We start from the raw sequence: 23,197 nt of genomic DNA, 5'->3' as shown, positions 1-23,197 counted from the left end.
TTTATTTTCGGGAAACCGGTTGTGCAATCAGAGTAGCGGGGCCACCATCCGGGCAATCTTCTGGCCCAGCCGCCGGATGCGTGACCGCTGCCGCCACCTGTCGTAATCAATACGCTCCGAGTAAGACAGGTCATCGATAAACGCCTGCTTGAGCTGGTCGGCCAGGTCAGTGTCGTAAACGAATGCGGCTACTTCGAAGTTCAGGTCGAAACTACGGTAGTCCATATTGGCAGTACCCACTACGGCCAGTTTTTCGTCGGTCACCATTGTTTTGGCATGAACGAATCCCTTCTGATACAGGTAAATTTCGACACCCACGCTCATCAAATCGCCGTAGTATGAGCTGGCAGCCGCGTTGACCAGCCGGGAGTCAGATATACCCGGCACCAGCAGCTTTACACGCACGCCACTCAGTGCGGCCACCGTCAGTGCGTCAAGCAGGCTGTCGCCGGGAATGAAGTAGGGCGTAGTCAGCAGAATTTCCTCCTCGGCAGAGTTGATAGCCTGCAAAAAATCGAACAGCAACCCCGGATGCCGGGAGTCTGGACCGCTGGCCCCAATCTGCACCATGGCTCCCGGCCGGTTTGTCGTTCCGATGGGTTCGCCCGGCGTGGATTCGCCGTTGACGGGCTGGTCGGCGAGGCTGTTACCGAAGAAAGAGGATTCGATGGCTACGGGTTCGTCGGCGCAGAAATTCCAGTCGCATAGAAACAAGTGCTGCAAATAATAACAGCCCGCGCCGTCGATGCGCAGGTGCGTATCCCGCCAGAACATCTGTTTTTCCTTGTTCGTCGGTGTTCGGCCCCGCGAACCGATTGGCCCCCTGCCCCGCTCCGGCGAATCGACGCGCCTGCCGTGCTGATGGGGCTGGTTGATATAGCGGTCAGACACGTTGATTCCCCCCACATAGGCCGTACAGCCGTCGATAACAACAATTTTCCGGTGGTTGCGGTAGTTGAGTCGCTGAGCAAAATTGGGAAGGGTCAGTTTATAAAATGGATACGCCTGCACCCCGGCGGTCTGGAGTTCAGGCACCAGCTTTTTGGTAATAGCCCGACTGCCAAAATCATCGTAGATAAAACGCACCTGCACCCCGGCCTTCGCTTTCTGAATCAGAATATCTTTGATGGCATTGCCAATCCGATCGTCGTCGTAGATGTAATATTCAATGTGGATATGGTGCCGGGCCTGTTGCAGTGCATCGAGTAAATCAGGAAATTTAGTCTCCCCATTAAGCAGCAGGGTAACCCGGTTATTACCCGTCAGAGGGCTGGAGTTATCGCGTACCATCAGCCGCGCCAGTTTGCTGTTTTGCTGTACATTTTCGGTAGCCTGCTCCATTTGCTCGCGGCTGCTTTTGACTATATGCTCGTCAATTCGCATGGCCAGTGTTTCGTTGCTGGTAAGCTTTTTACTGTACATACTCCTGAGCCTGAGGTTGGTACCCACCGTAAAGTATACGATCATGCCCACGACGGGCAGAAAAATGGTAAGCAGCAGATACGCCAGGGTTTTAGTAGTGGTGCGGGTATCGTAAACGATACGCAGACAAACGATGATGGTAAGCAGAACGTACAGTCCCTGGCCAACCGTCAGCCAGTTCAGTTCAGTAAGATAATGCATGGCAGAGGTTAGTTAGGGGGGACGTGATTGTCGCCAAAAATACGACTGACATAGGCAGCAATAACCGGTTGACTCCAACCCTCAAAGCGGCCCCGCTGCACCACCAGCCGGTTGTTGATTTCGTTGCCCAGCTGATACCGGAAGGTAAAGGGCGCGGTCGGCTGTTGCCAGCCCCCCACCTGTCCAAACCGGAGCACATTGATTCCAAGCCCCAGCCGGTCACGCTCAACGGTGTAATAACCATCCGCAAACTCGATCAGCCGGGCTACTTCTGCCGATGTATAAACTCCCGACAGCAATGATTTCTGCTGCGGGAAAAACGTAAACGCCGTGCGGTGTTCCGGCTTTTCAAACGCCGACCGGTACCCTATAGCATACCCCGGTTCATTTGTTGCCACCACGTACCACAAGAGACTGTTGAACGGGGTAGGCGTAGCAAAAAAATGTGTTCCTGAAAGGTTGGCCGCTGACAGCGATTCCCGGATACCCCGGCTGGCAATGGCTTTGCTCACGGAAGCAGCTCCTACATATGCCAACGCCCAGCACAGCCCTGCAATGGCCCATGCCCGCCCCCAAGTGTACCGACGGTTGTACCCTATCAGTACCAGCGTGCTCACCAGCAGCGGCAGCGTAAACAATGGATCAATGACGTACAGCAGATGTACCGAAAACCGGGCGTGACTGAACGGTTCCAGCAAGCCAGTGCCGTAGGCATTGGTCGTGTCGAGCAGGTCATGGAGACATAGCTGCACCGCGAAGAAAACGAACCACTGCCAAACCGACACCCCGCTGCTGCGTTGCCAGCGGTGGGCTATCCAGGCCAGGCCCGCAGCGGCCACAAGAGCAACAGGCAGCGAATGCGTCAGGCCCCGGTGCGCCAGTAAGCTTTCAGAAACCGGCAACCATACATTGGCTACACCGTCGATGTCGGGCAGATTTTGGGCTATGGCTCCCCACAGCAACGCATTTTTGCCCAGTGGTTTGCTCAGCATCAGTTTACCTATGCAGGCACCCAGGGCGGCATGCGTCAATGAATCCATAGCGAAAGTCGTTCATCAAGGTATAATGACCGGCTGCTCCGGCGTACGTTGCCTAGTGAGCTGAGTCCTGTTGTGGCGTAGCCAGATTGTTTGCGCCGTTTATCTGCCAGTTTGTGTCGATCACGTATACAGGCTAACCTATTCAAGCAGGCACAGTTCAGATAACAGCCGCTTAATGGGCCGAAGATAGGTATCCGAAGATTGTATTTTGAAAATAACTAAGCCTGAGTTCAGGTTTCGATCCAGATGTCAATGCGTCGGGTAGACGGTCTGTTATGTGGCCTGTTGAAACTGCCCGAAAATAAAAAACTAGCGCTGTTGGTTAGGATACATACTACGCAGCTTCACAACACATTGCTAATCAGGCCTGATCGAGATTAGGCCGATTGAATACGGGTAAGCCATCAAAATATCTTCTCGTGTCGGGGCTGAAAACAGGCGCGTCAGGAATCGGCTACAGGGAGTTGAGAAGCACTTTGGCGGGATTCAGCACGTCAGCCGCTGATCTGCTGGTTAAGGTAGCTATATCGAAATGGCTCAACGCTTTTTCGAGCTGCCGGGCTTTGTTAATCTGACCCTTCGCAGCAAATTCATTGCGTAGAATGCGGATTTTTTCGTAATCCTGAATCCCTTCAATGAGCCGCTCAAAGCGGATGGAGGTTCGCGGACCCGGATATACGATGTACGTATCACCAGCGGCCCAGGTCCGGAAACGCGAATCGAGCAGGGGGTCTTTTACCCAGCAATTGTAGGCCCAGCGCAGGTAGCCGTCGTACCCTTTATTGGCCGCATACCAGCTGATAAACGTCGCTTCGGCCGGGGGAGAAAACGTGAACGTATTCGGGTTGCGTTCCACGCAGCAGGTATAGTAGGTCGTGGTAAAGCCGGCCTGCTGACGGCGCTGCCGCGTGGGAGCATCTATAGTCTGGTTGGTGGCTACGGAGTAGTTAATTAAGTCCGGTGCCAGTTCGGGGTGGTAGTTGCCCGCCAGCGAAACCCGGAAATTTTTATCGACGCCTTTGATCAGGGCCAGGGCCTGCTGCATGGCCTTCATCGGTCGCTCATCCATCGCGATGGTTGTTTTGTCAAACCAGCCTTTTTGTTTCAGGTGTCGGGCAAAGTCGGTCAGCATGGGTCGCCAGTGCGCTTCGTATTCGGGCGTACCCGTTTTAGCAATCAGGAACGTATCCCGTTGAGTAGCCTCGTCGTAGTAACTGAATTTCAGATTCCAGGGAATCATGCTGTAGCAGTTGATAAACTTATCGATGCCCAGATCCATCATGTACCGTACCCACTGGTCGAAAATCGTGTAATCGTAGGCCCAGGTGCCGTCTTTCTTTTTCGTCCAGTTCACCATCGACCCGTACACATCCTCCGTCTGACTTTGCCAGGGGTCGTTAATAATCGTAGCCGTAATGGACTTTTGCCCGGCGTCGGCCAGCATTTTCATATACGGCCGCATGAGGTCCATGTGCTCTCTCGACCATACCTTCACGCCATGCACCCGCGCCACCGAGTACGGATTCTGCCATAAATCCAGGTGAAACGTCCAGTCTGTTGGGGTGGGCAGTGTGCGATGCTGGACGTCGATGCTATACGATAAGACGATCGGTTTGGAAATTGACGGGCTGGTAGCGGTCAGGGTGCCCGCGTAACTCCCGGTCGTGGCCGTTGCCGGAACCGCAACACTCAGCCAGACTGGTTGAGCGGTTTGCTGCGGCACGTCCCGCACGGAAACGAAGTCGATGGGGTCAGCCACCAGGGACGAATCATATTTACCAACCGGCCGCTTGTCGCAGTTGTTGCCCTCCGGATTTAACCCGTCCGTCATGACGAACCGGATGAAACGGGCCGACACCTGGCTCGCCGGAATAATACTGCCTTTGTCGTTTTTCAGTTCCGACCAGCTTAGTGTCACCTGGGGCATCGCAGATGTACTCCAGAGCAGAGCCTGCGTGTGTACTTTCTCCCCTTTCCAGGCGTTTGCCTTCCAGCTTGCCTGCACCCCTGACGGATCCGGAGTGGTGTGTTTCCCGTACCGCACGTCAGCGGTGGTAAAGCTGAAATGGGGCCCGGCCTTTATGGTAGACCAACTGGTTTTATCGACTGGTTTTGGGTCGGGCAGCTCCCGGTACGAAACTAAATCTACCGACTGGGCCAGTACTTTACCAGTCAGGAACAGAAGTAAAAGGAAAGGTATTGCTAAGGCTCTCATAAAGGTTTTATCGGGAGATTGACTTAAAAAGGAACACAGTCCTGAATTCTGTAACTGGAAATTTACGGTTTCTACTGTAATTCTACACCTGCACCGGTCATCAGGCTCACCATGACGGACCGGCCAGAAATAGCCAAAGCCAAGTAAATACGGGACAACAATAAATCCCACCTTCACCTAGCTTTATTACGCGTCAAACAACCCCCTTTTTGAACTTTATTTGATTGTAAAACATTTATAGTCAATTACTTAGTCTAATTTGCCCGCCGGTAAGCGATAACCCGTTTTCGCAACGATCTCCGTACTGAAATATGCTTCTTCCGGTGGTTTTGCTCGTCCTGCCCCGCCTGGTACGCCGAGAATAACTGGTCATAATCCAGAATGCTGACGATCTGATTATCAGCGGATACAACGGCCAGCATATCGACCTGCTGGCTGGTCATCAGGTCAACGGCGGCCTGTAACGAACTACCGGGCGAAATGGACGCGTACCGACTGCCCGCCAGAACGTCGCTTAGTAGAGCTTCCTGATCGGGGTGAGCAACAAGCGTGGACAAACTTACCAGGCCACTAACCTGCTGATGGCTATCAACCACCACAAACCGCTGACTTTTGGTGGCCAAATCCCGCAGATATTGATACACTTCGGGCAGGGTACTGGTAGCGGTCAGCATAACGGTACCGGGTATGGACACTTCCCCAACGGTCCATTTTTCCAGCCAGTCGGGCTCGTATGAATCAGGCGTTTTTGTGCCCCGGCGGGCTATCTTCTCGGTCATGATGGTGTTTTCCATCAATAAGAACGAAATACTGTACGAGCCGACACAGGCAGCCAGCAGGGGCAGCAGACTGTTGGTCTGCCGGGTTGTCTCCAGGGCGAAAACAATGGAGGTCAGCACCGCCCGGCTGGCCCCGGCAAACAAAGCCGACATACCGACCAAAGCGGCCAGGGGCAGATTGATATCAAGACCAGGGAATACCAGTTCGACGGCATGACCCGCCAGCGCTCCGATAGCCCCACCAATGGTAAGCAACGGGGCAAGGGTACCGCCTGATGTGCCGCTACCCAATGAGATGGACCACGAGAGGAGTTTGAACAGACACAACGACAGCACAAGGGATACGGGCATTGTCCCCGACAGAATATCGGTAATATTACGGTAGCCTACTCCCAGGGTTTTAGGAGAAACGTAGCCAATAAGGCCTACCGCCAGCCCACCCAGCGCGGGCCACCACATCCAGTGAAGGGGTAATTTTTCAAAACCATCTTCGATAAAATAGACCAGCTTGGTAATAGCTACCGATAGCACGCCAATCAGCAGGCCAATAGCACTGTAGGCCAGCAAAGCGGCATTGCTGGCTTCGGGAATAATTTCGGACACGGCAAAAACCGGGTCGGTGCCAAACAGCAGGTGATGACCGGCGGCTCCTGTAACACAGGCCAGCGCAACGGGAATGATCGACCGGGCCGAGAACTCGAATAACAACAACTCGATGGCCAGGAAAATAGCGGCTAAGGGCGTACCAAAAATAGTGGCCATCCCGGCCGTAGCCCCGGCAGCCAGCAACGTTTTTCGCTCGCTGTCGCTGATGGTAAGAATCTGGCCGATGGTGGACCCCAGGGCGCCACCCGTTGCAATGATGGGACCTTCTGCCCCAAAAGGTCCCCCTGTTCCAATTGAGATGGCCGCAGAGAGGGGTTTTAAAAAGGCGATAATGGGTTTAATCCGGCTTTTATTGACCAGAATCTGTTCCATGGCTTCAGGGATGCCGTGTCCCCTTATGGCTTTGGAGCCATAAAAAGCCATAAGGCCTACTATTATCCCGCCCACCGCCGGCAAGGCAATGACCCACAGGCCCAGCGTTGCATCAGCCGGGCTGCTCTCGGCCAATGACCACCGCCCAAAAAAGGAAAGGTTGGTAACCAAATTGATAAGACCAACCAGCAGGCGGGCAATCAGCGCTACACCACCCGCCAGCCCTACGGCCAGCATGGCTATATATAGAATGCGCTTTTTTGAGCCGGTTCGCTTCGGTATTAGCGGTTCCCCATTGAGAAACTGTCTTAATGAAGTTGAAATGGGAATGGGTTCTTGTCCGATATGGTGGTGATGCATATGCGAAAATTACTAGTATGATTTATATCATAGTTAATTCATTAAAGTATAAAATAGTTTGCCGAAGTTTGTGATTTGAATAATACTATAAATAAGCCTATGCTGAAGCTGGTAGTACGAAGGCAATACCGGATCGTTCGGTATGTGGTGTATCGTCAGACGTTAATTGAACCCGCCGATCATTTCTGGACATTCGTCGGGGCCTTTACGGCCATTGCTTCGTTTGGGTTACTGAACCAGTTGCAACTGCTTGCCCAGGACAGTGTGTTTCTGATTGGGTCGTTCGGGGCCTCCTGCGTGTTGATCTTTGGGGCCACTCATAGTCCGCTGGCTCAGCCCCGAAACCTGGTAGGGGGGCATTTGCTGGCTTCGGTTATTGGGGTGAGCATCTACAAGCTGCTGCCCGATCAGCTCTGGCTATCAGCCGCCCTGGCCGTTTCGCTGTCCATTGTGGGTATGCAAATCACCAAAACCATGCATCCACCGGCGGGCGCTACGGCGCTGATTGCCAACATTGGCTCCGATAAAATAAAAGCCCTGGGTTTTTACTACGTACTGACACCCGTGTTGATGGGGGTGGTGATTTTGCTCGTTATGGCACTGATCGTTAATAATATTCCCCCGAACCGGTCCTATCCCAGCCAGCCTATTCGACTGACAAGCCGCCTGAGCCGGTGGCATAAGCCGCTGAGAAACCTGCGCCACCGGGCAGCTTCCCGTAAACGGGCGCGCGCACGATCCCTGTCATGAAAACAAATAAGACGCCTTGTGATTTAAGCAGTTGCCTCCTCTGTAGAAACAGTTTGGCAGGCTGGCTTCCCCTGATCGATGGGAATCGACAGATGCTGTCCTTCAAAAAAAAGGAAGTGATTTTTTCGGAGGGGAGTCAGGTTGCGGGGGTCTACTTTGTGTATGAGGGGACCGTAAAAATCCACAAGGCGTGGAGCCAGCAAAAAGAACTGATCCTGAAGTTTGCCCGAAAAGGCGACATGATTGGCTATCGGGCCCTGGGCAACGACCAGATTCTGCCCATCACCGCCACCGCTTTAGACGACGTTACCCTCTGCTTTGTGGCCCTGCCTTTTTTTGAACTCTCCCTCCAGTCCAACCATTCGCTTACCTACGCACTGATGAGGTTTTACGCCAACGCCTTGCAGGAAGCCGAAAAACGGATGCGTAATCTGGCCCTGATGGATGTAAAAGGCCGGGTGGCCGAAACGCTGCTGATGCTGCAGCATAAATTTGGAGCGGACGAAACGGGGCAGATCGTTATGAACCTGACCCGGCAGGATATGGCGGCCTATGCCGGCACCACCTACGAAACATTTTTCCGTACGCTCAACGAGCTGAGAACTGAGGGGTTGATTCAGCAGACCGACAAGAGTCTGATCCTTCTGGATGCCGGGAAACTGGCTATTCTGACGCATACGGACCCTTAATTCCCGATGCTGCTTACCGAACCAGGATACGTTGTTGTATGATGAAAAAACCGATATTTCATACCTACCAGCTTCAGGAGTACTCCGATAATTCGACGGCGAAGGGTGGATTTTACATGATTCGGCTGCGCGACCTCTTTCGGCAAATTGAGACGATTGACCAGCCGCATGCGCATTCGTTTCACCTGCTCTCGTACCTGTGGGAAGGGTCAGGTACGAGAGCATAAAAAAGCCTGGACGGTCCGCCGCGCGGGTGAACCGACGATTTTCGTACTTTAGGGTAAGCCTGTCGTCACCCCATGAAAAAGACAAAACGGCCGACACCTGAACCTGTTCCGGCTAAACCCCACGAGTGTCTCTATTACCTTAAAATTCATCTACTCGCCATCAACCCGCAAGTCTATCGCCGGTTTATCGTCAGGCGGCCATGCCAAACTATCAAAAAAACGTATCGAAAAACGATACCCGATTTTTATATCCAACGGACTATTCTGACATATAAAAGATCGCCTAACAGTGTATGGTCATCGCTGGCTTGAAAAAGCATTTTCAGCCAGCGATGACCATACACTGGGGTTCTCGTTGCAAACGGGCGGATTTATACGGTAAGCAACCGCTCCAGCGGCCTGGCGCAGCCGCGGACGGTGGGTTTTATAGTTAAAATGATATGGCTATTGATAATCAGCATCTTATCAAAAAAAGTATCTGAAAAATGAACCAAAAAACCGCCATTCTGACTAATCTACCTGGGTAGAACAGTTTATCAAAAAGGAAATCCTAATTGATAAGCACTATTTTAATGTACTAATAATCAACTTTCACCAAGACATATAGTTGCTTAGCGTATAAATCCGGCCGTTTGCACAAAGAACCCCGTAAGCGGACATCAATAAGAACCTAAACCGAAAGAGGCTATAAATTTTTACCTGATATGCTTACGAAACGGACTTTCTCTCATGAGCCGTCGGCTGATGCCCTCCTGGATGGGGTAGCCTGTGGGGTCATTATTTGTCAGGCCGTACCCGGAGCTAATCCTGCTTACATGATTCGTCTAATCAATACGGCCGCTGAGCGCGTAACGGGTTATAACCGAATGCTAGTAAAAGATCGACCACTGACGCTACTTGTCGATCAACAGCAAGTCAATACATTGTCGTTAGCGAGTTCATCTGCCTCCAACTCAACCCACTTCCTACCGATCTGGCTCAAACATCGGAATGATCACCGGTTTCTGCAGTCTGTAGCTATTGCCTGTCAGGATGAACAACTAACGCTGACGTTTCCTCTGGTCGGTCAGGAGTTTAGCTTGTTCGATGTGATGGCAGGTGTTATTCAGCAGTCTCCCAATGGTATCGTCGTTTACCGGGCTAAACGTGATGGGGCTACACAGGCCATTGTAGATTATCAGACCATCTTTTATAACGCTCGTGTCCTGGACGTAACCGGGTACGAAGAAACGGAACTTCGGGAGTTAGGTCTTTTTGAGCGTCAGCCGGATGCACGTCGGCTCGCTGCCAGTTTTCAGGCCCTCGTCGAGCAGGGGGAACCGATTGACTGGGAGTATTATAATCCACGCCTTCAGCGCTGGTTTGAAGTGCAGTGTAAGCCGCTGGGTGATGGTTTTTTCACCTTGTTTCGCGACCTTACCCAGCTTAAGGAAGCCCATAAGCAGCAGCAGCAGCAGGCTGAATTGCTGACCCGGATTCTGGACACATCCCTGAGTGGTTTGTTGGCTTGCGAAGCCTTACGCGATTCGCAGGGAAGGATAGTTGATTTTCGACTGACGCTGGTAAACCAGGCAGCCCGCGCTATGGTGCCTTCTGACCAATTCCTCGAGGCAGGACGCCGGTTATCTGACTTTTATCCAGCCAATGAGCAGCCGGCACTCTTTAACCGGTACGTACAGGTCGTGGAGACGGGCGAACCGTTCACGGCTGAGTTACATTACAAAGTCGTCAATGAATGGTATCACATTGCGGTGGCGAAACTAGGCGATGGCTATGTAGCCTCCCTGACCCNGTTGACGGCTAACAAGCAAACCGAACAACTGTTGCATCAACAGGCCCAACTGCTACAGAGCGTTCTTGATACAACTTCCACGGCGGTAGTTACCTATTATCCCCTCCGGGGTGAGGAGGGGCAGATTATTGATTTCCGCTTTGAACTGGCTAACCAGGCCGCCTTATCGATCCTCAGCCTGACCCATGCCCAATTACAGGCTCGTACGCTTCTGGAGTTAAGCATGGCGCTCGAGAGTAATACTGCCTTTGTCGACTATATAGGGGTGATTCAAACAGGCCAGCCATTCACTTTCGAACGGTATTTCCGCAACCGCTGGTTTCTGACTACCGCTGCGCGCCTTGGGACTGATGGGCTCATAACGTCNACTATCNACATCACNGCCATTAAACAAGCGCAGGAGCAGATTGAGCAGCTCAATGATCAGCTTCAGCATTCCAATGCCCGTCTGAATCAGTTTGCATCCGTGGCTTCGCACGACCTGCAGGAGCCGCTGCGCAAAATCAATTCCTTCGGCAATATCCTTATCGACCAGTACGGCCCGGCCCTGGGCGATGGGCTAAATCTGTTGATACGGATGCAAACAGCCGCCAGCCGAATGCAGACGCTTATCCGCGACTTATTAACCTACTCGCGGCTGTCGATGGGCTCACCGGTTGACTATCAGTCCATTGATTTAAATCGCATCCTGGGTGAAGTACTTGTTGATCTGGAAATTGCTATAGGCGAAAAAAATGCAGTCGTGGAGGTGGTTGACCTGCCTACGATAACGGGCGACGCACTGCAACTGCGGCAGGTATTTCAAAACCTGTTAAGTAATGCCCTTAAATTTACCAGGCCCGGCCAGCAGCCCCGCGTAACCCTGATGAGTAAATGGGTGAATCGGGAAGATTTACCTATGGTCCTTCCTGTTAGTGGCTGGAATCTTAACCCACCCGCTTACTGGCAGATTACGGTGGCCGATAATGGCATTGGCTTTGATGAAAAATATCAGGACCGCATTTTCAGTGCCTTTGAGCGGTTGCACAGCAAAAGCAGCCCTTACGGTGGATCAGGTATCGGCCTGGCTATCGTACGGCAGGTAATGGATAACCACCTGGGGGCCGTGAGGGCGCATAGTGTTGCGGGTGAAGGGGCTACATTTACCTTGTACCTGCCTGCTTGTCCCTAATCGGAATAAACTATAGATTTCGATAGGTCTTAATAGTCGTAACAGTGCTACGGTCCATATCCTTGGTTGGTGTATAGTTCTTAACCTGATTGCGTATGGCTAATTCTCAACTATAGTTAAAGGCCATTGTAAGCTGGTACGACATTACGGGGTTCTTTGTGCAAACGGATACTGTTGGCGAATTCAGTTTAGGTCGCTATTTGAGGCATCAAACGGATAAAGGCAGCCTGACGAGTTTTGGCTAAGGGTACTTTGTTCAGCCAATCCACTATCCGATACAGATTGATCGCCGTCGCGATAAAAATATGCTCTAAATGCGTTTTAGCCAGACCCACATAACGTGAACGGCGTAGTCCAAAGCTACGAACCACGGGAGGTTGCCGCATCGGCGGACCGTCAACATTCCGGGAAAATGCTTCATCAGCCAGTAGTAACACTCTGAATTTAAGTACGTTATAGGAGGAGTTTGGCGGGCAGGATTTCTCTGAGCGTCATGAGGGAGTAAAGCGAAACGAACGTATGAATATACCAGTCCCCAAGCAGGACTAGGATTAATAGACTCGTCCTTAGGCGCTCAAACTAGTTAATCGAACTTGTTCAGCAATCAAGGTTCAGTCTATTCGGTTAATCAGTCAGCTAACTTGAACAAATCCAATGAAAATAGTAAAGTGCCTAACATTCGTAGCAAGAGGAAGGTCAGACTCTAAATAAATAGCTGATTATCAAGTAGATTATCCTATTTGATGACACATTTTCCCGCAACGGCGGACCGTGCCGATGCGGCAGCTACCCTATTTACTATCCGTGTCCAAACTCTTCAGGTAAGCAACCAGCTCGCTTCGCTGGGCAGTTCTGACTATATAGAAGGGGTGCGGAGCCGTTTTGCCGCGCTTCGGGTTGAACAGTTCATCCAGGCTACTCACCGAATCATCGTGCAGAAATACTGGCTTACGAGCCAGGTCCAATAGCAAAGGAAGGGCGTTGCCACGAATGCCCCCACCGGGACTGGCGTCCACCACCACCATCTTATCGTCGAATGTACCAGGGGCGTTCTGAATGGGCGATAGGGGAGCCTGTCGCTGGGCCAGCACTTTAGGCGCGTAGCCTGGCCAGATGGTCTTCATTGGAATGAGCTTCGTGGACACCGGCACACCCTGATTGGTATTGTGGCAAGACGTGCAATTTTGAGCGACAAACAGCGCGCGCCCACTAGCTACTTGCGTGGCGTTGGTCACTACGCCCTTGGGCGCTTGCAGACTGCGGACGTAGGCCTCCAAGTCGCGCAACTTTTGCTCGTCCACACGCTTACCAGTGGGGGTAGGCACCTCACCGGGCTTGCCTTTCTCTGGAGCCGTTACATAGGGGTAGCCCGTGACGCCGGTAGCGGCCAATACCTTGGCATAACCGGCCAAGATTGAGTCACCGCCTGCCGCACCCAATAGGTGAATAAACTGTTTGCCGCCGGGCGAGAGCAGGTTACTCTGGTCGAATAAAGCAGTGTAGACCGTGTTGTTAAAATCATTCAGCTTGTCATTCTGGCCCGATGAGCCGAAGGGCGCGGCCAGATCCTGGCGAAAAAAGGGCGTGATGTGAATAGAGTTACCGTTACCGTCAGGTGAGTCATCAAATGTGCCGATAGGGTAGTATTTCGGATTACTCAAATAGGCATCGACTTCCGCTTCGGAGGAGTTGGCCGTCAACCCCTTAGGCGCACGGCCGATGGTAGTTCCGTCAGGCTGCTGCAACTGTAGGGTGGGAAAGAGCGCGCGTGAGTTGGCAGCGGTGGCCAGCAGCTTGCCCACATTGAGACTGTGCGGGGTGGGGCCGTCGATCCGCTTGCCAATGCTACCCTTACCCGGAAGCTCAAACATCGACTTGTCGGTGATGGCGTGACAGAGCGCACAGCTCACGCCAACTTTGCCCCCTTTGGGTACCATACCAATAACGGCGTTGTTCTTCAACAGCGCCTCGAGTGTGGCGGGATCGTTAAGCTTGGGTGCTTTGGCAGGCGAGTGGTCGGTCTTGAGCTCACTAACGAAGGCAGCTTTCAGGTCGGTGGGCAGGGCATCCACATCGAAACTGACACCGGCTTTCAGCGCGTCGAGCACGGTAAGCTTGGCAGCCTTCATGCCCTGGGGCATGCGCACAGCGTCGGTCCAGAAGCCCTCGTCGCCAAATGTTTCATTGCGGTAGATCTCACGGCCAGCTTCAATACGGCCAGCACCCACCGAGTCGGTAGTGGTTTGGGCGGTAGTCTTGGTTGAGCTTTCACTCTGGCAGCCAGCCGCTGCAACAACAACCAGGCCTGATAGCAGGAGAGCTGGCATACGCAAGGAATAGGAGTTAGTCATCTTAATAGGGTAAGATTATCCTGAAGCGATTCTCCATGGAGTCAGTATCTACGTAGGCACAGCAAGCAGGGCTTGCCCTATTAACTGGAAGCTGCACATTTAGTTATGACTGGTAGTAAGTTTAGTCTTGACCTATGCATTTTCCATTAACATAATACTGACCTTTCTCTTCCCGCGCGGCGGCCGCCCTTTCCAACGTGCAATTGGGCCTGTTTTTAGGGCTTGTCTAGGGTGGTTGATCTGAGAATATTCACATAAAATAAGAATAATTATACAAAATTTCTCCAAAAAGTACAACTTATAGCGGGGCAAAGAAAGGGGTGAAAAGGGTAGAAAAATGGGTGGTGACATACGATGTCACCACCCATTTTTTATGCGGTCATTCGTTCACTTTTTCGTTTCAACAGTAATTCCTTGTGCCCTTACCTGGTCGGTAAAATCACGACTGGGTTTGAAAGAGGGCACCACATGAGCCGCAATCGTGACGGCCGTGTTTTGGTTAATATTACGCCCTACTTTGGGGGCTCGTCGTTTCAGAATGAAACTGCCAAAGGTGCGAATGTAGATAGGCTCTCCCTCGGTGAGCGATTCTTTAACGACCTCGAAAAAGGATTCAATGATGGAACGGCTGGTCAGGCTATCAAGACCGGTTCGCTCACTGACTTGGTTAATTACATCTTGTTTTGTCATACCTACCTAACTGGTTTTGAGGAGACTGGGAATAAGTGGACCATGAGGAAACTAGTTGTTACAGTCACCCTACTGCTTTATACTAGGGGTTCTTTAGCTAAACGGGCGGCTCCGGCGTACCGGGATTTATACGGTAAGCAAAGGGTTTTATAGTTCAAAATGACTACCTTTTGATAATCAGTACCTTATCAAAAAGGCCGGGCCGCCGGGCGGTACATGAAAACCTACCGTAAAAAGAGCCATTCTGACCAATCCAGTAGGGTATTATAATCTATCAACAAGGAAATCCTTATTGATAGATGTTGAGTTAAATCATTGATAATCAAGCTTCACTTAATTACATAGTTGCTTACCGTATAAATCCCGGTACGCCGGAGCGGCCCGTTAGGAAGAAATACCCTACACTTTTTGATGCTCTCAAACATGTTGCTTAAAAATTTGTCCCGGGGACCGCGTCCAGTATTGTGTTGCAAGTCCAATTTGGCTGGGCTCAATTAATCGTAACAGAATTCATCATAACCTGCCCGTCTATTTCCCAAACGCATAACGCCGTTTTGCCAGTTATGGCGATGCTGGGCATCTGGCCTTTTCCTACTGAAATGGCTGAATTCTTGTCTGACTTAATCCAAACGATGCCACCTTCATCCCAAGCCAGCACAGGTCTGGCTGTTCCTGAAGCGAGCGTTACGTTACGACCCGTTGTAATGGGTTTTTCCGTCTCGCCCGGCAAACAGGTGTACAACGTGTTTTCGCGTCGCCAGGTGGTTAGGGGCTGACCGCTTGCCGACAATACGACCGCTCCCCCATCCATTGGGCAAGCCGTTAGTTTCCAGTTACCCGTGCCCAACTTTTGGGCAGCTGCGTAGGTCTTGCCCCCATCAGCCGAGTGAGCCAGGTATAAATTTCGGGATCCATCGAGCCAGTTACGAAACTGAATATAGACATTGTTGTCGCTTGCGGCAATCGACACTTTACAGCATTCGCAAACCGTGCCATCCGGTGAGTGGTAGATAACCTGATTGGTGGACCAGGTACGCCCGCCATCGCGGGATGTAGCTCCGACAATTTTATTCTTCTTATCGTCACGCAAGTCCAGCCAGGCCGCATGGAAGGTACCGCTGCCCGTGCCCGCCACAGCCTGAAACCCCTCTTTCGCTATTTGTGGCACATCGTTGATTCGCACGGCCGGTGACCACTGATTGGTGGCCCGGTTGAGGGAGTAAGCAACTATATCCCCTTGTCGATTCACAGCGGTAATGACAATAAATTGGGTAGTAACCGCTATCTGAGGCCCACGTTTAGCCCCGGCCACCAAATTCGGCAGGATGGCTACCTTGCTTGGTGAGGAAAAAGACGCAGTTTGGTTTTTGGCCGTAGTGTAATAGATTGTTGAATCCTGACCATATACCAAATGTACTGTTCCAGTAGCATCAGCAATAACAACAGGCAAATGCCCAGACGCGACTTTTTGAGGAGATGTTGAGGACTGAGCTTTTGCCGAAATAACCCATAGCTGCAATAGAACAAAGAACAGATAGCGCATAACAGAGAGGAATAAGAAACTGAGTTTATGAAAATGATAAAGCGAATTTAGCTACGTATATAATTGAAACGCAGTACTGTCACTTTTTAGATACGTCAAAACAGGTGATTTTAGCCTAAAGGGCATAACTAAACAAAGAGCCGGGTGGGCCGTGCCGACAAATTTCCGACCGGTCCGGTACGTCGGTCATATGCCATGTTCTAAAATTAATAGGCCATTTATATAAAGATCAAAGTCTGACAAGTGGTCCCAAGTAAACGCTCGTTTATACCAGAACACTTAGATAGGGATTGCCCATGAATCGCCTATCTTTGTTCTCAGTGATGCGCCTGCTCTCTCTTGGAATCAGTCTCTATCTGTCGTTGTTCAGCGTGCTGCCGACGATGGTATGGGAGGAGTGCGCCAAATTACCTGATCTCTATCAGCATTATCAATGCCACCGCCATGAGGAGCCGAATCACTCGTTATTCGATTTTTTGGCCGAACATTATGGGGATGAAGGCACTCATCATACCCAGCAACATGACCACACCAAAATTCCGTTTAAATGCCCCCATGCCAGCACGGGCGCAAGCTGGCAGGTAGTTTGGCTATTGGGGGAAATGTATTGGATAAATACACCCGGTTTGACCGTGGCCCCTCGGCAAGCGGGATTTCACTATGCGTTAGGCTCTCCCCTGGAGCCGCTGCTTGCCTTCTGGCAACCGCCCAAACTCAGTTGATGGCTTTGCTTTGTTCCACTCCTCTGGCTCCTGACGAGCTGGGGTGAGCGGCTTTGTCTATCCGTTAATTGATCCCCAATGCTCAATCAAATTATTCTGTTTTCCATTCGGAACAAACTCATCGTGGGCATTTTTACGCTGGCCCTAATGGTTTGGGGCGGCTGGTCGGTTACTCAACTGCCCATCGACGCCGTTCCTGATATTACCAACAACCAGGTACAAATTATCACCACCAGCCCCGCGCTGGCCGCTCCCGACATTGAGCGACTGGTGACCGTGCCCGTTGAAATCAGCCTGGCTAACGTTCCGGGCCTGATCGAACTGCGCTCCTTTTCGCGCTTTGGGTTGTCCATTGTCACCGTTGTTTTCACGGACGCGACGGACGTATATTGGGCGCGGCAACAAATCACCGAGCGGTTGCAAAACGTCGTCGCTCAGATTCCGCCGGGGGTGGGTACACCCACGATGGCTCCCGTCACCACGGGTCTGGGCGAAATCTTCCAATACACCGTTGTCGCCAAAAAGGGCTACGAGCAAAAATACCCACTGGCCGAACTGCGCACCATTCAGGATTGGATCATTCGGCGGCAATTGTTGGGAACCCCTGGGGTCGCCGATGTGAGCAGTTTCGGGGGTCTGGTCAAGCAATACGAAATTGCGGTCGATCCCAACCGACTCCGATCCGCCAACCTGACCACGACGGATTTATTCAATGCACTGGAACGCAACAACCAGAACACGGGCGGAGCCTACATTGATAAAAAGCCCTATGCCTATTTCATCCGTAGCGAAGGGCTGATCGGCAACATCGCCGACATTGAAAAGGTGGTCATCCGTCAGACCAGCAATGGCCTGCCCATCCTAATTCGGGACGTGGCCACGGTACGAATCGGCAGCGCGGTGCGCTACGGGGCTGTTACCCGCAACGGCCACGGGGAAGTCGTGGGCGCATTGGTGATGATGCTCAAAGGAGAAAACTCCTCGAAAGTCATCAAGCTGGTGAAAACAAAAATTGAGGCGATTCGCAAAACCCTACCGGAAGGGGTCGAAATCATCCCATTTTTGGATCGGACAAAAATGGTGGATTGTGCCATTGGCACTGTCGCCCGCAACCTGGCGGAAGGGGCGTTGATCGTCATTTTTGTGCTGGTTTTGTTACTCGGCGAATGGCGGGCGGGCTTCGTTGTGGCCTCGGTCATTCCGCTGGCCCTGCTTTTCGCCATTTCGCTGATGAACGTCTTTGGCGTGTCGGGTAATCTGATGAGCCTGGGGGCGATTGATTTCGGGCTGATCGTGGATGGGGCGGTGATTATTGTCGAAGCGACCCTGCATCATTTGTTGCTTCGCAATCGAAACCGGATGCTCTCCCAAAAGCAAATGGACGAGGAGGTGTACGAATCGGCCAGTCGGATACGAAATTCGGCGGCATTCGGTGAGATCATTATTTTGATTGTTTATCTGCCCATTCTGGCCCTGAGCGGCATTGAGGGCAAAATGTTCCGACCGATGGCCCTCACCGTAGCTTTCGCCATTGGGGGGGCATTCATCCTATCCCTGACCTATGTGCCGATGATTTCGGCTCTGCTGCTCAACAAAGTCATCAAGCACCGCAACACGTTTTCCGACCGGATGATGGCTTGGCTGCACCGCCAGTACGAGCCGCTTATTATGCGGGCTTTGCGTGTCCGGGTGCTGATCTTGGGGGTGGCTGTGTCACTGTTGGCACTGAGCGTTTTTCTATTCATGGGCATGGGGGGCGAATTTCTACCAACCCTGGACGAAGGCGATTTCGCCGTCGAAACGCGGGTCATGACGGGTAGTTCGCTGAGCGAATCCACCGACGCGACCACCAAGGCCCAACGGATTTTGCTCAAACAATTCCCCGAAGTGGAGCAAGTGGTTGGCAAAAGTGGTTCCGGCGAAATTCCCACCGACCCAATGCCCATTGAAGCCTCCGACCTGATGATTATTCTCAAGCCGAAAGAGCAATGGACCAGTGCAACAACCCGTGAGGAGCTGGCCGAAAAAATGGCCTCGGCCTTGTCGGTCGTTCCGGGTGTCTCCTTCGGTTTTCAGCAACCCGTACAGATGCGCTTTAACGAGCTGATGACCGGGGCGCGTCAAGATGTGGTGGTCAAGATTTACGGGGATGATCTGAGCGAACTCACCCGGCAAGCGGATCGCGTGTCCGATCTGATTCGCACCATCCAGGGAGCCAAAGACCTGTATGTGGAACAAGTGGAAGGGTTGTCGCAGATTCTGGTGAAGCTCAACCGTGACCGGATCGCCCAATATGGGCTAAATGTGACCGACGTAAACCGCATTATCAACACCGCGTTTGCGGGGCAGTCCACCGGGCAAGTGTATGAGGGGGAACGGCGGTTTGATCTGGTGGTGCGGTTGGCGGCCGAGAATCGGCAGACCCTGGACGATATTCAGGGTCTCTTTATCCCCCTGCCGAACGGCCAGCAACTCCCGTTGCAGCAACTGGCCGACGTAACGATGGAGCAAGCCCCCAACCAGATTCAGCGCGATAACACCCATCGACGGATTACCCTGGGGTTCAATGTGCGGGGCGGTGCCACGTCTGGCCGCGACGTGGAAAGCATTGTCGCCGAATTGCAGCAAAAAGTAGGGCAGCAGGTGAAATTGCCGCCTGGCTATTCGATCACTTACGGGGGACAATTCGAGAATCTGATCGAAGCTAAACGGCGGCTATCGATTGCAGTACCGGTGGCCTTGGGTCTGATTTTTGCCCTGCTGTATTTTACCTTCCATTCGATCCGGCAAAGCCTACTCATTTTTACGGCCATTCCAATGGCTGCTATCGGCGGGGTGTTTGCGCTGATGCTGCGGGGAATGCCCTTCAGCATCTCAGCGGGGGTGGGCTTCATCGCCCTGTTTGGGGTGGCGGTGCTGAATGGCATTGTGCTGATCGCCGAATTCAACCGATTGCGGCACGAAGAAGGAATTACCGATTTTCGGGAAATTATCCGGCGCGGCACCGAAGTGCGGTTGCGGCCCGTCATCATGACCGCGCTCGTGGCTTCACTGGGTTTCATCCCAATGGCCCTATCCAACACCGCTGGGGCCGAAGTACAAAAGCCGCTGGCCACCGTGGTCATTGGCGGGTTGATAACAGCTACCCTGTTGACGCTGTTTGTGCTGCCAATTCTGTACACCTACTTCGAGCGCGGATTTCAGACAAATGACCCCAGGCGTGCTACCGGTACGAATGACAATTCAGAAACGCAGCCTTTATAACTCCCCAAAAATGGCAACTCAAACCACCTTATCCGCGCTACTCGACCCGTTCAAATCCCTACGCAGCCGGGTTTTTGCGAAACTGTATTTTGCCCAAACCATCAGTCTGCTGGGCGATGCTTTTACCTGGGTTGGGTTGGCACTCCTTGCCTACCAGTTTGGCCGGGAGCAATCGGCGGTAATTCTATCCGCGGCCCTGACGCTGCGCGTATTGGCCTTTATTCTGTTCTCACCCTTTGCCGGGGTGCTGGCCGACCGGATCGACCGGAAGAAAATCCCCTATACAACCCACTTCATTCGCATGGCGATTGTAGGTTGTTTGCCCTTTGTGACTGCTGAATGGCAGATTTACAGCCTGGTTTTTCTGCTGAACATATTCAATGCGTTTTTCACGCCAACCTACAAATCCATTATCCCGCAGGTGGTCGAGAAAGCCTACTACCGGCAGGCGATTGGCCTTTCGACGGCCACTTTTCAACTGTTGGGGGTACTGGGGCCTGGCCTGGCCGGAATTCTGGCCGTATGGCTGGGAGCGCGGGAAATTTTCTTCGTGGATGCGGCCTCATTCGTCGTCGCTGGGGTGCTTATCCTGCTGTTACCAGGGGATTTGCTCAACAAGGCTTCGGCCAAGTCCACAGCCGCCAAACCACTCTCTGCCTGGGCCGATGTGGTCAAGGGGGCGCGATTACTATTTGGTCAGCCGCTGATCCGGTTTGCCCTGGCCATTGAATTTGTTTCGGCAGTGGCGGGGGCGCAAATTCTGGTCAATACCGTGGGGCACGTCAAAGAGGGGCTGCATCTGACCGATACCTACTACGGCTGGGTGATGGGTGCGTTTGGCATTGGGGCGACACTGGCCGCGTTTCTATCCGGGAGCTTAGACAAAACCCCCTCCCGGCGGGTGTCACTGATCGTTGGTGCGCTCTTGCTGGGCGTGGCCATTCTGGGCGCAAACGCGGTGAGCTATCCGGTCTTGTTGGGCCTGTGGCTATGCGCCGGGCTAGGGCAAAGTCTGGCGGAAACTCCCTCCGAAACGCTCATTGGTGAAAATATTACCGATGCCGAACAAGGCAAAGTGTACGGCTCCCATTTCGCATTTTCGCATTTGTGGTGGGCCATTGCATACCCTATCGCAGGCTACACCGGCAGTCACTTTCCCAATGCCAATTTTCTGTATGGGGGCTTGATAACGCTGGCCTTGTTGCTTGCTGCCATCCTAATTTTTCGACCGAAAGGCAAGCCAACTAGCAAGTTAGCCTTATAAAATGGATCACGCGAGAACGCCCAAGAATCGACCGGCTGGCCAAACACTTACCTATTTTGTGGTGGTGCCTCTTCCGATACGTTTCAGCATCGATTGGCTTTCAGTTCGGTATTGTTTTCTAACTTGTTAGCTCATTCTATAAACGGTTTTAATAACTCGATGAAAAGACGAAATTTCATACAAACCGCAACGGCAATTAGTACCATTCCTCTCTGCGGGGGGCCGTTGAGCCAGAGCGAACTCAGTCTAAAAACACCTGCCCTGCCGGTAGAAGACCAGGACAGCATTGCCAGTGCCTTGGGCAAAAAGGGTACCTATAACGAAGACCAAGCTACTTACACTGTACCACTGCCCCGCAATGATCTGAAAGTCACCATCAAGGGTCCAGCAGGCGTTCCTGAACCAGTGCCGATTCCGTTCGGCTTTGGCGGCTGGGTATCCTTCAAGAAGACATTGGATGGCAAGCAAACCGTCCTGATGAGCGATACGGTGCTACTCGAAGACGAAGTAAACCCGTTGATTGATGCCACCCATGCGGCTGGCCTGGAAGTGGGGGCCATCCATAACCATTTTTTCTACGAACAGCCCCGCATTTTCTACATGCATCTGCACGGCATGGGCACCACGGCAGAGCTGGCCAAAAAATATGCCACGGCCATAGGGAATACAAAGCTGTTTCCGGCCAATCAGCCCCAACCGACCGCATCGGCGACAGCACAATCGGGCAACAATGTGACCCCAGCAGCCACCAGCACTCCCCAAACAGGCAAAGAGCTGTTCGACCTAGCCGCGCTCGATGCCCTGGTTAACTACAAAGGCGTCGTCAACGGCCCTACCTACAAATACACCGTTGGGCGGGATGATGTGCAGATCGTGGCAATGGGTGCCGAGATGACAGCCGCCATTGGGTTAAACTCCTGGGCCTCCTTTGCTGGTAAACAGAATGCCGCGCACATTGCGGGGGATATCGCCATGCTGGAAGGTGAAGTGAACAACGTGGTGAGTGCCCTGCGAAGCCATAAACTCGAAGTGGTCGCTATTCACCACCACATGTTGGGCGAACAGCCGCGAACCGTTTTCCTGCATTATTATGGCCGTGGCCCGGCACCTGAATTGGCCAAAGGTTTCTGGGCAGCACTCGATCAATTGGGGAAAGCTACCCCTATGAAACATTAGTTTTTAACGGCCTCTGCACCAATGCAACACGCTTCTTATTCATTGAATGGTGTCTACCATCTTGATCGCCCTGGCCACTCTAAGGCTGCTCTATCGCTTTAAAAAATTACCAGAACTAAGTATCATTGGCGGAGCCGCCGTGATAGGTTTGCTAGTGAGCTATGGTGCTTAGGCTCGTTTATTGTTGAGCTCACCCACTGCTTCTTCATTTCAGCCTTTGAAGTGAATACCGACGTTTTCTTGAACGCTTTTTATGCGCGACCAATCTTAATGCAAATTATTAATTAACTGATGTTACGCAGCCTTGGCCAATAGAGTAGATTGACTTTTGAGGCTGTTGAGTTCCTGCAAAGCCAACTTAGTTGCATTTAGCGTCAGCAATTTCTTTAAAGCAAAATGATTTTTTGATGTGGACAGCCGTAAGGCTTCCCACTTAACAAAGGCCAGCATCACCAAAAACAAATGGTTGCTTTGACTACGAACCGTGTGCGCCGGGGATGCCCCGTAGCCCGTGTTCGACTTGATGGATTTGTGAAATTCCTCGACCTTCCAACGGCGGGCAT

General features: G+C 52.2%; 15 protein-coding genes and 2 pseudogenes. 8 read left to right on the top strand and 9 right to left on the bottom strand.

The annotated features are described in order from the left end of the window. Window positions 1-27: 27 nt before the first annotated feature. The 4 genes from B157_RS0124090 to B157_RS0124075 form a co-directional block, all read right to left on the bottom strand. A complete protein-coding gene (locus B157_RS0124090; RefSeq protein WP_020605874.1) occupies window positions 28-1,623 on the bottom strand; it encodes a phospholipase D-like domain-containing protein in 1,596 nt (531 codons plus the stop codon). 8 nt (window positions 1,624-1,631) lie between these two features. Then, entirely contained in the window at window positions 1,632-2,663 is a 1,032-nt protein-coding gene (locus B157_RS0124085; protein ID WP_020605873.1) for a metal-dependent hydrolase, read from the bottom strand. 454 nt (window positions 2,664-3,117) lie between these two features. Continuing rightward, window positions 3,118-4,878 carry a DUF4091 domain-containing protein gene (locus B157_RS0124080; RefSeq protein ID WP_020605872.1) on the bottom strand — a complete coding sequence of 587 codons (1,761 nt, stop codon included), beginning with the start codon at window positions 4,876-4,878 and terminating at the stop codon, window positions 3,118-3,120. Window positions 4,879-5,132: 254 nt separating this feature from the next. Then, a complete protein-coding gene (locus B157_RS0124075) occupies window positions 5,133-6,995 on the bottom strand; it encodes a chloride channel protein (protein ID WP_026308940.1) in 1,863 nt (620 codons plus the stop codon). A gap of 99 nt (window positions 6,996-7,094) precedes the next feature. Here B157_RS0124075 and B157_RS0124070 point away from each other — a divergent pair, with 99 nt between their 5' ends. The 4 genes from B157_RS0124070 (at window position 7,095) to B157_RS0124055 (ending at window position 11,624) form a co-directional block, all read left to right on the top strand. Next, window positions 7,095-7,745 (top strand): HPP family protein, encoded by a 651-nt coding sequence (locus B157_RS0124070; RefSeq protein ID WP_020605870.1) that lies wholly within the window; start codon window positions 7,095-7,097, stop codon window positions 7,743-7,745. Then, window positions 7,742-8,434, top strand: coding sequence for a Crp/Fnr family transcriptional regulator (locus B157_RS0124065; protein WP_026308939.1), 693 nt, complete (start codon window positions 7,742-7,744; stop codon window positions 8,432-8,434). Before B157_RS0124070 ends, B157_RS0124065 begins: the two co-directional genes overlap by 4 nt. Before the next feature lie 38 nt (window positions 8,435-8,472). Next, window positions 8,473-8,661, top strand: coding sequence for a hypothetical protein (locus B157_RS0124060; RefSeq protein WP_020605868.1), 189 nt, complete (start codon window positions 8,473-8,475; stop codon window positions 8,659-8,661). Window positions 8,662-9,365: 704 nt separating this feature from the next. Then, window positions 9,366-11,624 (top strand): PAS domain-containing sensor histidine kinase, encoded by a 2,259-nt coding sequence (locus tag B157_RS0124055; RefSeq protein ID WP_020605867.1) that lies wholly within the window; start codon window positions 9,366-9,368, stop codon window positions 11,622-11,624. Between the two features lie 188 nt (window positions 11,625-11,812). Here the strand turns inward: B157_RS0124055 and B157_RS40685 are convergent, their stop codons facing one another. From B157_RS40685 to B157_RS0124040, 4 genes are all read right to left on the bottom strand, one after another. Then, window positions 11,813-12,010 (bottom strand): transposase, encoded by a 198-nt coding sequence (locus B157_RS40685; protein WP_342664712.1) that lies wholly within the window; start codon window positions 12,008-12,010, stop codon window positions 11,813-11,815. 405 nt (window positions 12,011-12,415) lie between these two features. Next, the gene (locus B157_RS0124050) at window positions 12,416-13,951 is read right to left on the bottom strand and encodes a hypothetical protein (RefSeq protein ID WP_020605866.1); all 1,536 of its coding nucleotides are present in this window, start codon (window positions 13,949-13,951) and stop codon (window positions 12,416-12,418) included. Between the two features lie 411 nt (window positions 13,952-14,362). Further along, the gene (locus B157_RS0124045; protein WP_020605865.1) at window positions 14,363-14,665 is read right to left on the bottom strand and encodes an HU family DNA-binding protein; all 303 of its coding nucleotides are present in this window, start codon (window positions 14,663-14,665) and stop codon (window positions 14,363-14,365) included. Window positions 14,666-15,155: 490 nt separating this feature from the next. After that, window positions 15,156-16,208 (bottom strand): sialidase family protein, encoded by a 1,053-nt coding sequence (locus B157_RS0124040; RefSeq protein WP_026308938.1) that lies wholly within the window; start codon window positions 16,206-16,208, stop codon window positions 15,156-15,158. Window positions 16,209-16,504: 296 nt separating this feature from the next. Between B157_RS0124040 and B157_RS0124035 the strand changes: the two genes are divergently transcribed. The 4 genes and pseudogenes from B157_RS0124035 to B157_RS0124020 all read left to right on the top strand — a co-directional run bounded on the left by B157_RS0124035 (window position 16,505) and on the right by B157_RS0124020 (window position 22,634). Beyond that, window positions 16,505-16,930, top strand: a complete 426-nt coding sequence (locus B157_RS0124035; RefSeq protein WP_245565230.1) for a hypothetical protein — start codon at window positions 16,505-16,507, stop codon at window positions 16,928-16,930. Between the two features lie 78 nt (window positions 16,931-17,008). Next, window positions 17,009-20,152, top strand: a pseudogene (locus B157_RS35940) (efflux RND transporter permease subunit); the annotation flags it as partial. Window positions 20,153-20,204: 52 nt separating this feature from the next. Then, a complete protein-coding gene (locus tag B157_RS0124025) occupies window positions 20,205-21,458 on the top strand; it encodes an MFS transporter (protein WP_020605861.1) in 1,254 nt (417 codons plus the stop codon). A gap of 159 nt (window positions 21,459-21,617) precedes the next feature. Continuing rightward, the gene (locus tag B157_RS0124020; RefSeq protein ID WP_020605860.1) at window positions 21,618-22,634 is read left to right on the top strand and encodes a DUF1259 domain-containing protein; all 1,017 of its coding nucleotides are present in this window, start codon (window positions 21,618-21,620) and stop codon (window positions 22,632-22,634) included. A gap of 294 nt (window positions 22,635-22,928) precedes the next feature. Here B157_RS0124020 and B157_RS39110 read toward each other — a convergent pair. Further along, a pseudogene (locus tag B157_RS39110) lies at window positions 22,929-23,197 on the bottom strand (IS701 family transposase); the annotation flags it as partial.

This window comes from Spirosoma spitsbergense DSM 19989 (genome assembly GCF_000374085.1).
Taxonomy (GTDB): Bacteria; Bacteroidota; Bacteroidia; order Cytophagales; family Spirosomataceae; genus Spirosoma; species Spirosoma spitsbergense.
This window is presented reverse-complemented; position numbering and strand designations above follow the sequence as displayed.

What these genes read in the sequence shown, in the direction of transcription:
- B157_RS0124090 (WP_020605874.1), bottom strand. Translation starts at nt 1,623, where the DNA reads ATGCATTATCTTACTGAACTGAACTGGCTGACGGTTGGCCAGGGACTG.
- B157_RS0124085 (WP_020605873.1), bottom strand. Translation starts at nt 2,663, where the DNA reads ATGGATTCATTGACGCATGCCGCCCTGGGTGCCTGCATAGGTAAACTG.
- B157_RS0124080 (WP_020605872.1), bottom strand. Translation starts at nt 4,878, where the DNA reads ATGAGAGCCTTAGCAATACCTTTCCTTTTACTTCTGTTCCTGACTGGT.
- B157_RS0124075 (WP_026308940.1), bottom strand. Translation starts at nt 6,995, where the DNA reads ATGCATCACCACCATATCGGACAAGAACCCATTCCCATTTCAACTTCA.
- B157_RS0124070 (WP_020605870.1), top strand. Translation starts at nt 7,095, where the DNA reads ATGCTGAAGCTGGTAGTACGAAGGCAATACCGGATCGTTCGGTATGTG.
- B157_RS0124065 (WP_026308939.1), top strand. Translation starts at nt 7,742, where the DNA reads ATGAAAACAAATAAGACGCCTTGTGATTTAAGCAGTTGCCTCCTCTGT.
- B157_RS0124060 (WP_020605868.1), top strand. Translation starts at nt 8,473, where the DNA reads ATGATGAAAAAACCGATATTTCATACCTACCAGCTTCAGGAGTACTCC.
- B157_RS40685 (WP_342664712.1), bottom strand. Translation starts at nt 12,010, where the DNA reads ATGCGGCAACCTCCCGTGGTTCGTAGCTTTGGACTACGCCGTTCACGT.
- B157_RS0124050 (WP_020605866.1), bottom strand. Translation starts at nt 13,951, where the DNA reads ATGCCAGCTCTCCTGCTATCAGGCCTGGTTGTTGTTGCAGCGGCTGGC.
- B157_RS0124045 (WP_020605865.1), bottom strand. Translation starts at nt 14,665, where the DNA reads ATGACAAAACAAGATGTAATTAACCAAGTCAGTGAGCGAACCGGTCTT.
- B157_RS0124040 (WP_026308938.1), bottom strand. Translation starts at nt 16,208, where the DNA reads ATGCGCTATCTGTTCTTTGTTCTATTGCAGCTATGGGTTATTTCGGCA.
- B157_RS0124035 (WP_245565230.1), top strand. Translation starts at nt 16,505, where the DNA reads ATGAATCGCCTATCTTTGTTCTCAGTGATGCGCCTGCTCTCTCTTGGA.
- B157_RS0124025 (WP_020605861.1), top strand. Translation starts at nt 20,205, where the DNA reads ATGGCAACTCAAACCACCTTATCCGCGCTACTCGACCCGTTCAAATCC.
- B157_RS0124020 (WP_020605860.1), top strand. Translation starts at nt 21,618, where the DNA reads ATGAAAAGACGAAATTTCATACAAACCGCAACGGCAATTAGTACCATT.